General features: G+C 49.6%; 10 protein-coding genes. 6 read left to right on the forward strand and 4 right to left on the reverse strand.

Annotated features, from left to right (window positions below):
- Nucleotide 1: 1 nt before the first annotated feature.
- Entirely contained in the window at nucleotides 2-1,810 is a 1,809-nt protein-coding gene (locus ACTTHR_RS01060; protein WP_442604862.1) for an Ig-like domain-containing protein, read from the reverse strand.
- A gap of 31 nt (nucleotides 1,811-1,841) precedes the next feature.
- On the reverse strand, nucleotides 1,842-2,642 hold the full coding sequence (locus ACTTHR_RS01065) for an Ig-like domain-containing protein (protein WP_442604863.1): 801 nt from the start codon (nucleotides 2,640-2,642) through the stop codon (nucleotides 1,842-1,844).
- A 476-nt stretch (nucleotides 2,643-3,118) separates the two neighbouring features.
- On the opposite strand from ACTTHR_RS01065, the gene ACTTHR_RS01070 reads away from it, so the two are divergent.
- From ACTTHR_RS01070 to ACTTHR_RS01090, 5 genes are all read left to right on the forward strand, one after another.
- Complete coding sequence (locus ACTTHR_RS01070) at nucleotides 3,119-4,870, forward strand: ABC transporter ATP-binding protein (protein ID WP_442604864.1); 1,752 nt, start codon at nucleotides 3,119-3,121, stop codon at nucleotides 4,868-4,870.
- A gap of 22 nt (nucleotides 4,871-4,892) precedes the next feature.
- Nucleotides 4,893-6,620: an ABC transporter ATP-binding protein gene (locus ACTTHR_RS01075; RefSeq protein ID WP_442604865.1), complete on the forward strand. Its 1,728-nt coding sequence runs from the start codon at nucleotides 4,893-4,895 to the stop codon at nucleotides 6,618-6,620.
- A gap of 94 nt (nucleotides 6,621-6,714) precedes the next feature.
- Nucleotides 6,715-7,536, forward strand: coding sequence for a class I SAM-dependent methyltransferase (locus tag ACTTHR_RS01080; protein WP_442604866.1), 822 nt, complete (start codon nucleotides 6,715-6,717; stop codon nucleotides 7,534-7,536).
- Nucleotides 7,537-7,579: 43 nt separating this feature from the next.
- Nucleotides 7,580-8,875 carry a tyrosine--tRNA ligase gene (tyrS, locus tag ACTTHR_RS01085; protein ID WP_442604867.1) on the forward strand — a complete coding sequence of 432 codons (1,296 nt, stop codon included), beginning with the start codon at nucleotides 7,580-7,582 and terminating at the stop codon, nucleotides 8,873-8,875.
- Between the two features lie 23 nt (nucleotides 8,876-8,898).
- Nucleotides 8,899-9,972 carry a glycosyltransferase family 2 protein gene (locus ACTTHR_RS01090; RefSeq protein WP_442604868.1) on the forward strand — a complete coding sequence of 358 codons (1,074 nt, stop codon included), beginning with the start codon at nucleotides 8,899-8,901 and terminating at the stop codon, nucleotides 9,970-9,972.
- A 69-nt stretch (nucleotides 9,973-10,041) separates the two neighbouring features.
- Here ACTTHR_RS01090 and ACTTHR_RS01095 read toward each other — a convergent pair whose 3' ends face one another.
- Complete coding sequence (locus ACTTHR_RS01095; RefSeq protein ID WP_442604869.1) at nucleotides 10,042-12,720, reverse strand: transglutaminase domain-containing protein; 2,679 nt, start codon at nucleotides 12,718-12,720, stop codon at nucleotides 10,042-10,044.
- Nucleotides 12,721-12,749: 29 nt separating this feature from the next.
- The gene (locus ACTTHR_RS01100) at nucleotides 12,750-13,619 is read right to left on the reverse strand and encodes an NAD kinase (protein ID WP_442604870.1); all 870 of its coding nucleotides are present in this window, start codon (nucleotides 13,617-13,619) and stop codon (nucleotides 12,750-12,752) included.
- A 308-nt stretch (nucleotides 13,620-13,927) separates the two neighbouring features.
- On the opposite strand from ACTTHR_RS01100, the gene ACTTHR_RS01105 reads away from it, so the two are divergent.
- Entirely contained in the window at nucleotides 13,928-14,647 is a 720-nt protein-coding gene (locus tag ACTTHR_RS01105; protein ID WP_442604871.1) for a pyridoxine 5'-phosphate synthase, read from the forward strand.
- Nucleotides 14,648-14,659 lie beyond the last annotated feature (12 nt).

Raw genomic sequence — 14,659 nt, forward strand, 5'->3', positions numbered from 1 at the left:
ATTATCTTTTCTGTGAATAGGTTAGCTTAGCGGCCTGAGTGCCTTGTTCCATCTCTTCATATATTAGCACTTTGCTATGTAGCGTAGCATTGTCCGAAACAAATTGATTAGCGCTACGCTCTTGAGGAGTGGTGTAGCCGTTGGCCTTTAGAGAGTCTAAGAAGTTTTTATTCAGTCTCTGCTTGGCACCACTCTCCTGGACTAAGACGCGATCCAAAGGCTTGACAAAGACTTCAATCTGCACTAGTTTGCCCTCCTCTATAATATAGACTCGCTTGAAGACATCGCCACCAGCCTTCCCCTTGAAAGCTAGCTGTAGGTAGTCAGGGTCCTCGGTGTCACTAGCCCCTGTATCGTAGGTAGCACCTTGAGCCATCTCCCAAGTAGTGATAGTCTCCTTAGATCCATTGCTCCAGTCCAAGTAAGCTACGTCCTTAATGTTCAGTCCCTGGGGATCCTTCTGGATCGCCTCTTCTTTGATCTCTACCTTACCGTCATAGAGAGCCCATCCTTTACTTCGAGCTAGAGGTATGACACTATTCTTATCCAATCGATTACCCTCGGGTGTAGGTAACTCAGTATTTAGGATGACACACTTGCCTCGCTGCCCAGTAAGCTTAGGCAGACTAGCCACAAGAGCTGTTGTCGCCTCCTTAGAGAGCTTGTTATGATGTACCTCTAGGAGCTTCAGATGGGACATCGTAGCTGGTAGCTCTAGAGCCGTTAGAGCTAGGTGATCAGCATAGAGAGACTCTAGTGCTGGCGTGTGTAGCTCTAGAGATGTCAACTTATTGTGATCTAGACGTAACATCTTAAGCTTCGGAAGGTTTATGCTCAGTTTACCCTCAAATGAATTACCGCCTATTGATAGCCCTTCCAGAGCTGGAAAAGCAGAGAAATCTAAAGCCTTGAGCTGATTGTCCTGTAGGTTTAGCACCTTGAGCATGTCAGGCTGAGGGATAGAGATACGCTCTATCGCCTTATTGCTCGCGAGAGATAGATATGAGAGCGGAGCTCCATAGAGCTTGACGGTAGCTCCTCTCACGGGTATATCTAGCATCGTTGGATTGGACGCATTTCTTGACACTGCATACTCCTTTCTCTCCCCACTGCCATCATCAACGAGCAGTGATTCGCCCGAAGCAATTGCGGCAGAAAGTGTCAGGCTATAGCCCATCTTGAGTTTATGAGCTATCTCAGCCGTCAGCTGCACTTGCGCTTTCTGGCGTACCTCTATAAGACAGCTTGCGGTCACGCTAGAGCCTTTGAGGCGTGCGAGTACGATTGTCTCGCCTGGAGCTTTTGCAGTGACCAAACCGTGCTCATCAACAGTAGCTATATCAGGCTTCTCGGCAAGCCACTCTATAGTATGCTCCTCGGAGGCTGGATCGATGGTAGCTGCAAGCTGGATCTGCTCTCCTGGAGCGAGTAGAGCACTAGAAGGCGTAATCGTTACCGTTGGGTCTTGTCCTGAAGATGAGCTAGATACAGACACAAGGCAAGAGGCTTTAGCGTCTGTACCCTCGATTTGCACAGTTACGATCGTATTGCCCGCTTGGAGTCCTTTTGCCATACCGTTTTCAGATACGGTCACAATGGTTGGGTCTTGGCTCTTCCAGAGCAATTTTTGAGAGATCTGCTCGGGCTCTGTTTTGACAGCTAAGAGTACCTCTTGCCCCCTAGTGAGTGAGACTTTCTTCTGGACGAAGTCGATAGAGTAGCTCTGTGGAGCCTCTTGCTCCTTACCACAACTGGTAAAAAGGAGTAGCGTAGCGCATAGTACTGCTAAGTATACCTTAAGGTCTTTCATAATGACACATGTTTTATGGTGAGTGAATTAGTTAGAGTCTCTTATAGTTAAATAGAGCTAGCCCTCCTATCTCAGGATGCTTTGCTGGAGAAATGATTACCCCCATTGATATAGTAGGATTGACATACGAAGCTCCCAGCGAGGTGACATGGCTGAGGATGTACCCCTCTCGAGTCATCAACTTGCGAAGTGCCCGATTTAGGCGTGCTCCTGAGCCTTTTATCTCAAAGGCATAGTCTATAGGTGAAGCATAGAGAGCTATCTCACTGACTACAGGAGGTTTCTTTTCTGAAGGTGAGGATATAGTATATATACGTAGCCGTATAGTCTCGTCATTTACGTTGAAAGCTATAGTTTCCAGTCCCGTAGCCTCGTCCGTCTTGCTAAGGCGTGGCTCATGCGTCCCTCCGTGTGCTTCCTCCCAGGCGAAGACGTTAGCCTTGTCGGGATCACCTAGGAGGGTAAACTCAGGTATCGGCAACCTTGCGAATGTCTTACTCTGATCTGCTATGACGACAGAGACTTGACACTCTTTTTTGATAGCCCCAGAGGCAATCGTGATAACAGCTTTGCCTGGCTTGATAGCAAAGATAGTACCCCTATCCACATATGCTACTGACTCATCACTGCTACTGTACTGTACCGTAGCATTGCTAGGAAGAATAGTCACCGAGAGCTTGTATAGCTCTCCCTCGATGAGTTCTAGCTGAGCATCATCTAGTATGACACTTTCCGCAAGAGTGACTGTGGGAGAAGAGCTTGGCTCCTTATGACACCCGACAATGGATAGCATTGCCAGTAGGAGCATGAATAAGTGCGTTTGTCTTTTCATTTACGTATTAAAGTTGATTTAATATTTCATAAAGATGCCTGTAGCTAGAGTATCTATACCATACAATACTGCCTGAGTCTAGACAAGGTAAAGCTTGTCTCGTGCTTAACCCTCATCCGCAGGCAAATCTAGGAAAAAAAAACAACATATCAATCGCGTTATAAAACATCTGAAAGGTTCCACTCAATGTGCTTTTCTTTGAGAGCTCCTCCATAGCCATTGCATACTATCTTAAAGAGGATCTTCTCCCACTGGAAAACTTTTATCGGACAGCAATAATAGGAAGAGGGCTACTAATTGCCTCTTTTCCTCTCTCAAACGAGGAGAACGAGGAGCAATATTGTGCCATGAAATACTTTTAAGTAGGGAGTTCGTAGTAAAAAATCCCCAATAGTGGGGATTGTGAACGCTGTTCATCTGCTCTACCTTTGCTCGCGAATTGAGATGCAAGTAAATTCTATAATAACCATAAACAGATGAATGTGTTACAGCGATTGGGTGCCTATATGGGCAACCGTAGACCCCTGCTTCCCATCAGCTTGGTGCTGTCGGGCCTGACGGGGCTCGTCTCCCTTCTTCCCTTTATCTTCGTTTGGCTTATCGTGCATCAGTTGCTCGTCGTGCCCGAGGGGGTAGAGCCGGATAGCGTTTTCTCTCTTGCATGGTGGGCTTTTGGCTCTGCCGCATTGGCTATTTTGCTTAGTTTTCTCTCGCTCATCTTCTCGCACGTTGCGGCATTTCGGGTAGAGTGCTCCATGAGGCGCTCTGCTTTGGCGCGGTTGATGCGGATGCCTTTGGGCTATTTCGATACCCATACCACGGGGCGTATACGCAAAATTATCGACGAAGACTCGTCTCAAACGCACACCTTTATTGCCCATCTTTTGCCCGACTTGGTGGGGAGTATCCTCTCGCCCGTTGGGGTGCTTGTTTTGCTCTTTGTTGTGGATTGGCACTTGGGTTTGGCGTGTATGATCCCTATTTTAATGGCTTTTGCTACCCTCGGAGTCATGATGAATCCAAAGCAACAGAACTTCCAAAGGGAGTATCTTGATGCTCAAGAGCGGATGAGTACCGAAGCGGTGGAGTACGTGCGGGGCATACCTGTTGTCAAGGTTTTTCAGCAGACTGTTTTCTCCTTCAAACGCTTCTATGATAGTATTATTTGCTATCGCGATCTTGTGACCAAGTGTACCCTTCGTTGGCAGTACCCCATGTCGTTTTATACTGCGGTGATTAATACGATTGCCTTCTTCTTAATCCCGATGGCGATAATCTTGATTCACAATACGGGCAACTATGGGGGTGTGATAGCCGATATGATCCTATTCCTCCTTATTACGCCGGTTATTTCCGGCAATATCATGAAGATAATGTTTCTGCAGAATGGCATGTTTTTGGCAGGGGAGGCGATCAGCCGCATGGAGGCTCTTACGGAGGATGCCCCTCTCCCCGAAGCTGAGCACCCACAACCGATAACCTCTTATAGTATTGCCTTCGAGGGCGTTACCTTCTCCTATTCCGGAGCTAATACCCCTGCCGTGCAGGAGCTCTCTTTTACCCTACCTGAGGGGAAAACGTATGCTTTGGTAGGACCCTCGGGAGGAGGTAAGAGTACGATTGCCCGCCTTATCCCTCGCTTCTATGATGTGGCGCAGGGGAGTATTTCTATTGGGGGCGTGGATGTACGCAAAGTGGCTACGCACGACCTTATGAATGCCGTATCTTTTGTTTTCCAAAATGGGAAACTCTTTCACTCTTCGTTGCGCCACAATGTGACGTATGGTACCCCTAATGCTACCGAAGAACAGATCTGGCGCGCCCTCGATCTTGCCCAGTGTAGGGAGATTATAGAGCGTCTCCCCCAGGGGTTGGATACTCGGATTGGTGTAGAGGGGACTTATCTCTCCGGGGGAGAGCAACAACGTATTATCCTTGCTCGTGCCCTTCTCAAAGATGCTCCCATCGTGGTTTTGGATGAAGCCACCGCTTTTGCCGACCCCGAAAACGAGCAATTGATTCGCCGTGCTCTGGCTGAGCTAACAAAGGGGAAGACTGTACTTCTCATAGCCCATCGCCTAACCAATGTGGTGGATGCTGATGCTATTTTAGTGGTTGACGAGGGGCGCCTTGTGCAGCAGGGTACGCACCAAGCTCTCGTGGAACAGGAGGGGTTGTACCGCTCAATGTGGGAAGAATATAACCGCTCTATCAACTGGACCATCTAACCTTTTAATCCTCAAAATCATTATGATCCACCTCATACAAAATCGTTTTGCCCTCACCCGTGATGGAGCTATCTCCTTTGTTAAGGCTGTTGTGTGGTCGTTGTTGCTCAACCTAGCCTTCATGCTCCCTGCAATTTATCTCTTTCTCTACCTTACGGATTACCTTGATCCGTTAATACACCCCGGCTCTACTCCCTCCCATGGCTTGGGCTACTATATCCTCATAGGCCTGCTTTGCTTTCTTGTAATCTTTGTTATTGCTTTTAGGCAGTATGCTTCTACCTATACGAAGATTTATACCGAGAGTGCCGAGCGTCGTATCGCTCTTGCCGAGAAACTTCGCAAGCTACCTTTGGCGTTCTTTGGCGAGCGTAATCTCTCGGATCTCACCTCTACCATTATGGCAGATTGCTCCGAGATAGAGCACGTTTTCTCGCACGCTGTACCTCAGCTCTTCGCTGCTGCTGGGAGTATCCTCCTCATTACCATAGGATTGTTTTTCTACAATTGGCAACTCTCTTTGGCTCTCTTTTGGGTCGTGCCTCTGGCTCTGCTTGTACTGATCCTCTCTAAGCGAGCTATGGAGCGTGAGCTCAAAAGGGTACATTGTACGAACCTCTCGATCGCGCAGCAGATACAAGAGGGGTTGGAGAGTGTGCAGGAGATTAAAGCGTATAACGGCGAGGAGGAGTACCTCAAGACCTTCGATGAGACAATTACAACCTACGAACGACAGTTGATGCGAGGCGAAACTTTGCCCGGGAGTACTCTCAATCTATCCCATATACTCCTCAAATTGGGCATTGCATCCGTTATCTTGGTTGGGGCTTATCTACTGGCAGATGGTGCAATTCCTATGCTTACCTATCTTATCTTCTTGATTGTTTCTGCCTCTATCTACAACCCTATTATGGAGGTGATGAATAACTTTGTCGTCCTTCTTTACTTGGATGTGCGTATCAATCGTTTCCGCGAAATGGATCAAATGCCTATCCAGACGGGAGTGCAAGAGTGCCACCCCAAGGGGTTTGATATAGCCTTTGATGGGGTCGAATTTTCCTACGAAACCGGCAAACAGGTGCTTCGGGGTGTCTCTTTTGTGGCTCGCCAAGGTGAGGTTACGGCTCTTGTTGGCCCCTCGGGTGGCGGTAAGAGCACCACGGCCAAGTTGGCTGCTCGCTTTTGGGATGTAGACCAAGGACGCATTACCCTAGGCGGAGAAGACATTAGCAAAATAGACCCTGAGACTCTGTTGCAATACTACTCTGTGGTGTTCCAAGATGTGCTTCTATTCAATGCCTCTATTGCCGATAATATTCGCGTAGGGCGTAAAGATGCCTCCGACGAAGAGGTACGCCGCGTAGCGCGATTGGCGCAGTGTGAGGAGTTTATACAGCGTATGCCCCAAGGCTACGATACGCAGATAGGAGAAAATGGAGAGACCCTCTCGGGTGGAGAGCGTCAGCGCATCTCTATTGCACGTGCTTTGCTGAAAGATGCTCCCATCGTACTACTGGACGAGGCAACCGCTAGTCTCGACGTAGAGAACGAATCGAAGATACAGACGGCGATCTCTGCCCTCATCAAAGATAAAACAGTGCTGATTATTGCCCATCGTATGCGCACGGTGGCTCATGCTCATAAGATAGTGGTAATAAAGGAGGGGCAGGTAGTGGAGATGGGGGCTCCGGAGGAGCTCCTGGCACAGGGTGGAGAGTTCACGCGTATGGTAGCTGCTCAGAATGCCTGATTTCTAACCCTAGAACTAAAAAGATACTGGGAGCCTCTTGCCGGCCGGTGAGCAAGAGGTTAAGCTCAGACCGAACGAGATACAAATAAAGTATATGAATAGTGCGATACAAAACAACCTAACCAAGGTACCCGAGACGATGCTTATACCGCTTCGTGCTCGCTACAACGAAACCAAGCGACCCCATGGGATTATTCGAGATCCTAAGTCGGTGGAGATATTAGATCGTATTGAACCCTTTTTTGAGGGTAGGCGAGAGGTCTCGATTCTCTCGCAAATGGGAGTGGCTGTGCGTACGGATATTCTGGATCGCCTCACCCTGCAATTCCTAGAAAAGCACCCCAATGGATTCGTGGTTAACCTCGGTTGTGGATTGGATACTCGCTTTCACCGCTTGGATAATGGCAAGGTTACTTGGTTTGATTTGGATCTGCCCGAGGGTATAGACTTGCGCAGAAACTTCTTTGAAGAGAGTGAGCGATTCCATTTTGTAGCCGCCTCAATACTCGACCCCTCTTGGCTCGATCTCCTCCCCAAAGATGCCCCAAAACTCTTTATTGCTGAGGGACTTTTGATGTATTTTACAGAGGAAGAGGTGCACTCTCTCCTAGCTACCTTAGTAGAGCATTGCCCCCGGTCGGAATTTATTTTTGAAGCCATGTCTCCCCGCATGGCACGTCATACCGAGCAACATAGTGATATGAAAGGGTACGAGGCGCAGTTCAAATGGGGTATCAAGTCGGGGCGAGACTTGCTCAATTGGGGCATAAAACTTCGCTTTGAGCAAGAGTACTTCTACAATATCCACCTCAAGAAAATGCCTTGGTATGTAGCTCTCTTTTACCAGACTGTGGCTCGCCGTGTGATGAAGATTGTACACCTAACATTGGGAGAAGAGCAGTTGAGAGTCGCCTGAGAAGTCGTACCTTTGCAGTCGGTATTTAGTAACCTGATAGACGATGAACGACTTTGTAGAAGAACTTAGGTGGCGCGGGATGCTCCACAATATCATGCCCGGGACAGAGGAGCAACTCTCTAAAGAACTCTCTACGGCCTACGTGGGGATTGACCCGACAGCAGACTCGCTACACATAGGGCACCTTGTGGGAGTGATGATGCTTCGTCACTTTCAGAGGTTTGGGCACCGCCCCATAGCTCTCTTAGGTGGAGCTACGGGGATGATTGGGGACCCCTCGATGAAAAGTGCCGAACGCAACCTTCTCTCTCTAGAGACCTTGCGCCACAATCAAGAGGCGATTGGTAAGCAACTTGCCAAATTCCTCGACTTCGACAGCGAGCAGCCCAACGCCGCAAAGTTGGTCAATAACTACGACTGGATGAGCGAATGGCGCTTCCTGGACTTTATCCGCGAGGTGGGTAAGCACATCACCGTTAACTATATGATGGCCAAAGACTCCGTGAAGAAGCGTCTCGAAGGGACGGCAGGCTCGGGGCTTTCGTTTACAGAGTTTTCGTATCAGTTGCTCCAGGGCTACGACTATTTATACCTCTACCGCCATGAGAATTGCCGCCTACAGATGGGAGGTTCCGATCAGTGGGGGAATATCACCACAGGTACAGAGCTAATCCGCCGTATCGAAGGAGGCGAGGCTTACGCCCTTACATGCCCCCTCATTACCAAGGCAGACGGAGGTAAGTTTGGCAAGACCGAGAAGGGGAATGTTTGGCTCGACCGTCGTTACACTTCGCCTTACGCTTTCTATCAATTCTGGTTGAATGTGAGTGACGAAGATGCTGCTCGTTACATCAAGATTTTCACCTTCTTGGGAAAAGAAGAGATCGAAGATCTCGTAGCACAGCAGGCTGCGGCTGCACACCTCCGCCCCTTGCAGCGTCGTCTTGCCGAGGAACTTACGGTACTCGTACACAGCCGCGAAGATTACGATGCCGCAGTATCCGCCAGCGAGATTCTCTTTGGTAATGGTACGGCCGATGCGCTCCGCTCGTTGGATGAGGAGATGCTTCTCTCTGTGATGGAGGGGGTACCTCACTTTACAATTGCCCGCGATACACTGGCTACTCAGCCCAAAGCGGTAGATCTCTTTACCGAGGGGGCTGCTATTTTCCCCTCAAAGGGAGAACTTCGCAAGCTCATCAAATCAGGAGGCGTGAGCCTGAATAAGACGAAGCTTACAGATACAGAAGCTACGGTCAGTGCCAGTGATTTAATTGCCGGTCGCTATCTATTAGTACAGCGAGGCAAGAAGCAATATTATCTCGTAACGGCTGAGTAAAGAATCGCCAATAGGTACTTGTGATGAAGCAGTTGGCCATTGTAATTGTCAATTACAAGGTACCGCATTTCGTGGCTCAGTGTCTCGACTCTGTTTTACAAGCCACACGCAATATAGATGCTGAGGTATGGGTCGTAGACAATGCCTCGGGAGATGGCTCTCTGGAGATGCTCTCTCCGCAATATCCGAGCGTTCACTTCATTGCCAATAGCGAGAATGTAGGCTTTGCACGGGCTAATAATCAAGCCCTCAGGCAGGTGGATGCCGAGTATTCTTTGTTGCTCAATCCCGATACACTTATAGGTGAATCAACGTTGGAGGCGTGCCTCCGCTTTATGCAGCAGCACCCTGAGGCCGGGGCTTTGGGCGTGCGCATGATGAATGCTCAGGGTGAGTTCCTTGCCGAGAGTAAGCGAGGTCTTGTCACTCCCTTTGTGGCATTTTGTAAGATTGCGCAGCTAGGGCGGCTATTCCCGAAAAGTGCCGTTTTTAATCGATACTACCTAGGGCATCTCTCCAAAGAGGAGGTGCAGGAGGCTCCCATCCTATCGGGAGCGTTCTTTTTTGCACGTAGTGAAGCTCTCCAAAAGGTGGGATACCTTGACGAGCGATACTTTATGTATGGAGAGGATATAGACCTATCGTATAGTATCTTACAGGCTGGCTACCGCAATTATTATCTGCCTACTCCTATGCTCCACTACAAGGGCGAGAGCGAGAGTGCAGCCCAAGGTGAGGGGCGTTATTTGGATGCCTTTTACGGCGCTATGGAGCTATTTTACGATAAGTATCATACGGGGCAGGCATGGCTCCGCCGGCTGATGCACGGGGCTATTCGCCTAAAGAAGTTGCTAGACAAGCGCAGCCGTAAGAAGACGCTCCCTCTTACAAACCGACCCATCGCGGTGGATCTTAGGCAATCCAATGCCCTAGAGGGTGTCCCCTCGGGGAGTGCCGTAGTGGTGGATTTGAGCCTTATCTCCTACGACCTTTTGTTGCAAACCATGTGTGGAGCCGAGGGGCGTGGCATTACCTTTCTTTTGCACGACCCAAAACGCAAAGTAACCTTGGGCCCTGGTGGTATAGTACCGGAATAAAATCCCCCTTTTCTTCCTGAGGAAAGGGGGATTCGCATATAGAAAGTCGCAACTCGGCTTACAGAGCGTCTACTCTAGCTTAGGGAGTGTAGCTACAATTTGGTCTCCAATGCCAATTGTATAGCCCTCGTGGATAAACACAACTCGACCAAACGAATCTGCGATGACCACTAGGGGCAAACTCCCACGTTCTCTATTAGTTGCCTTATAAATCATCTGACGAATAGTGCCGTCTTGGTCTACGCCGTAGTGGCTTGCCTTGGGTAGGCGGGGAAACTCCGAAGCCTTGAAGCTCTTTGCCGCAGCCGACGAAGGGAAGAGGAAGACGAAGGGGCGTCCCCAAATGTTGAGTTTCTCTTCTACTCGCTCAAGGTCTTTGAGTACATGGTTGGTTGGCTCCGTACCCGGTTCGAGCAGTGCCAAAACAAAAAATCCGCGCCCCGTAGTGCTGATTAGGCTTTGGGTAGCTGTCTTCTCCTCTTTGGTCGGTTCGCCTTGTAGGGTACAGTAGGGTTGCTCTACGTTGATAGAGCCTAGTACCGAGAGTTCGTCTGCATCTTGGGGGAGGGTTAGGCTAAGCGTGGTTGTGGAGTCCCTCTCTATTTGGAATCGTTGCATCCGCACTTTTACAGCTCCTGAGGCCATACGCGTGCCTGCAATGAGGTAATAGCGTCCTATGGCAAGGGGCATGGGCTTGGCAAATAGGGCGGAGACCTCTAGGGGGCCATCCTCATCGAAGTAGAGGGTTTGGGGGAGAGCGGTTCCTTTGAGGTGGGCAAGGGAGAAATGACTATAGTATTTGGGTACAATGGAATTGGCTTTGTCGGTCTGAGACAAGAAGGCAACTTCTCCCTTAGGTTGCTCTGCCGGCGGAGTATCCAGAGGGTATGCTTGCCAAGTTTTGCCCCTATCAAAAGATATTTCTACCACTCTTAGGATCGCATTATATCGAGAGAAAAGTCCTCGGGTGCGGGCAAGTTGTACGAGAGCAATCTCCATGCTTCGCTTATCTCCTCGGCTGTATTTTAGGAGAGAGCCCAGGGAGAGGGGAGAGGGATAAGCCTCGTCTCTTTGGCAGTCGGCAAGTATTTGTAGTGTATTGGCAAGCCACAATTCATCCTCTACCAAGGCACCTACAAAGGGTTGTTCCTCTGCCACAGTGCGCCAATCACGTAAGGGTTCATAGGCAACGCGTGGAGAGTATTGGTAGAGTAGCTCCTCCTGTGTAGCTCCGGTGGGTACTTGCGAAAAGAGCTTTTCGAGTAGGGGAAGAGGAATATCTGTCCAATCCTTTTCGCTAAGTACGTGTAGGAAGTCGAAGGCGAGCTTTCTACGTTCGCTAGGTTGTGCGTCAAGGAATTTATAGAGGTTTCGAGCATTGGCACGGGCGGTGGTGAATAGATGACTTACGGCAGTGGAGGTAAGTCCCCATTTCTTGGCCGCTTCGTTGGCGGATACGGGGGGAGCGAAAGTAGCTTCGTAGGCGTGACGGATAGAATCGTCCATGGCGATACGTTTGTCGCAGCTTGCCATCTCCTCTTCTGTTGCCCGTACGGGGATTGCGTTTTCGTGAGGAGGGGTTAGCTTAAACTCCAAACTATCTGGGAGGTTCCCCTCGGGAGTAAGGCGCAGGATGGCAGGCTTGGATAGATCTGCCGGTAGGATATCGAAGGCTTGTTCTTGGCGTTTTTCGTCTTCTGCCCATACGAAAAGATCTCCGTGCCCTGTGGAAATCCCGGCATAACCACTGCCATTGGTACGAAGGGTAGCTACGGGGTAAAACTCGGCATAGTTGTAGACACAGAAGTGTACCAAGGCGCCTTCGCTAGGCGAGCCATCGGCATTTTTTACCACTACTTCGGCCTTGTGTGTAGGAGTGTAGTGCGCTGTGCAATTGATGGTTGTGGTGTTCCGCTCGGTAGAAATGATCTCCTCATTCCCTTCATAGCGACCAAATACTTTGGCGTGAACAAACATCGCACGAGAGGCTGCACCGTTAAACCACGCAATATCTAGGTTGGCGGCCGGTTCAGACCCTCCCAAGAAGTGCCATTCGCCATCCACCCATACCTCTACCCAAGCATGGTTGTCGTCGGTATGTGCCCAGCGCGGGGTGTACACTTGTCGAGCAGGAATCCCCATAGCGCGCAGGGCTGCTACGGCAAAGGTCGATTGCTCACCGCAACGCCCCAATGCGTTGTAGACGGTCTCCAGCGGCGAGTGTGTACGGCCATCACTCGGAGCATAAGTTACTTTTTGTCTACACCAGTGGTTAATCTCGAGTACGGCATCGTGCATCGAAAGCCCCACTATGCGATCGCGTAGCTCGTTGTAGAAAATCGCTCTACTACTATCAAGAGGTTCGTTGTTGACTCTCGGGGGAAGTACAAAGTGAAGGAACTCACGATCGGGTATGCGTTTGCCCCAAGGCATCTCTTTGCGCGCTTGGAGAGCTGTGCGTACATTCGCTAAGTGGAAGTCTACAGAGTAGTCTGCCACATCCGAAAAAGGCATGTAGGCATAGAGAAATTGCAGACCTTCGCGCTCTTCTGTCGTCAGATCGTCTCGAAGAATGGCCTCGTAGAGATCACCCCCATTTTGGGCACGTGCCGAGTCGAAGTCTTCTTGTACCCGTCGGCGCATGGCAGAGTCTTTTATTAGATGCCCATCGCTGCAGGAGGGGAGCAGCAAGCTCGTGATAGCAAAAAAAGCTGCTAGGAATAGGGAATGTAGTTTGTGAGGTTTCATATCATATAATAGTGTTGTTATTGTTTTCCTTATCGTAGGTTTTGCCCCCAATGGAGCTTCTCTCTCAAGGTGTCTGCAAAGGTGTGATTGCTCAGACGAATAAGGCGTACAGGGTGCTTCGCTCGGGCAATCGTTAGAGGGGTCCCTGTTGGGAATACAGCCACATTACCATCTGTTACAAGCATAAAAGTACTGCTGCGAGAAAAAACTTTGAGTTGCAATGTCACGGTATCGGGTAGTACAATCGGGCGCATACTCAGGCTGTGGGGCGCGATGGGGGTAATAAGCAATACAGGGCAATCCGGTGAGACGAGAGGCCCATTCAGGCTAAGCGAATAGGCGGTGGAGCCTGTGGGGGTTGCAACAATCAGTCCATCGGCGGCATAGTCTGCCAAGAAATACTCATTGATATGGGTCTCAACATTGATGATCGACCCCGTTTCTCTTTTTTGTATGGCTATTTCGTTGAGGGCATAGGCTTGGTATCCCTCTACTTCCACCGAGAGCAATCTACGTTCCTCTATAAGGTATTCGCCCGAGATAAGGCGGTCTATGTACTGGGCAGCATCGTGTACATCAAGGTCGGTAAGGAAGCCTAGATGCCCACTGTTAATCGCGAGAATAGGGGTCGTAGGGCTAGCAATGCGGTGCAGAGTGCGTAGGAATGTACCATCCCCTCCAAAACAGATAATATAATCTATCTTCCTCGGCGCGTTACCTGCAAATCTCTCTATTTTCTCTAGGGTAGTACTTGCTCCCGGATGCTGCGTTAGCTCCGAAAAGAAAGTCTCCTCAATGAGTATCTGTTCACCTTTTTGAGCTAAGGCGGAGAGGAATGCAGCTACATCTGATACTGCCTCTACTACGTGTCCGGAGCCAAATACTGCTACTGTGTTCATAGTCTATGCGAAAAAAACGAGGCGGGGAGAGCGAGAACGGTATTTTTGCAGGGTAATTCCATTTCTTTTTCTGCCCTATTCTCAAAAAGTTTTAGCCCTAAAAGTAGTGATGGTTTTGCCTGAAAAATAAAACTTTTCTGCCCAGAAGAGGAGACCAAAACCAGCCAAGAAAAAATAGCTCCTGAACTGATGTTCCCCAGCATAGTGAGGCTAGCTTGGGAGTCTGTTTTGCCTATTCGTCGAACCTCTTTCTCTGCCATCTCCGCAAGTTGTACTAAATTTGCTACCGACAAAGATAGTATTTACCGATGACTAAGCTAAGTGTAAATATCAATAAAGTGGCTACGATACGCAATGCACGCGGCGGTAATATCCCCAATGTACTGCAAGTAGCTTTGGATTGCGAACGGTTTGGAGCGCAGGGAATTACTGTGCATCCTCGCCCCGATGAGCGGCATATACGCTATGCGGACGTACGAGCACTCAAGCAAGTGCTCTCTACCGAGTTTAATATAGAAGGGAACCCGATTCCTTCGTTTGTAGACCTTGTCTTAGAGGTAGTCCCTGCCCAAGTAACCCTCGTGCCAGACGCTCCCGATGCCCTTACGTCCGATGCCGGATGGGAGGTGGCTCAGCACTTCGACTTCTTACGAGATACCATTCGTCGCTTTGAGGCTGAGGGTATTCGCACATCAATATTTGTTGGCACAGACCTAGACAATATTGCCCGGGCTGCCGATACAGGATGCCGTAGAGTGGAGCTCTACACAGAGCCGTATGCCACCGCTTTTCTCGAGGGAGAAGTGGAGCCGGTGATAGAGCGATTTGCCCGAGCTGCGGAGCATGCTGCCGCTTGTGGGCTGGAAGTAAATGCAGGGCATGACCTCAATCTTGATAATCTCAACTTTTTTGCTCGTCGGGTTCAGCCCCTTGCCGAGGTGTCCATTGGTCATGCTCTTATCTCCGATGCTCTCTATTTGGGGCTCGAAGAGACGATCCGCCGCTATCGGCACGAGCTTATTCTCTAGCATTTTATCCTA

The sequence above is a fragment of the Porphyromonas endodontalis genome (assembly GCF_052173515.1).
GTDB classification, from domain to species: Bacteria; Bacteroidota; Bacteroidia; order Bacteroidales; family Porphyromonadaceae; genus Porphyromonas; species Porphyromonas endodontalis_A.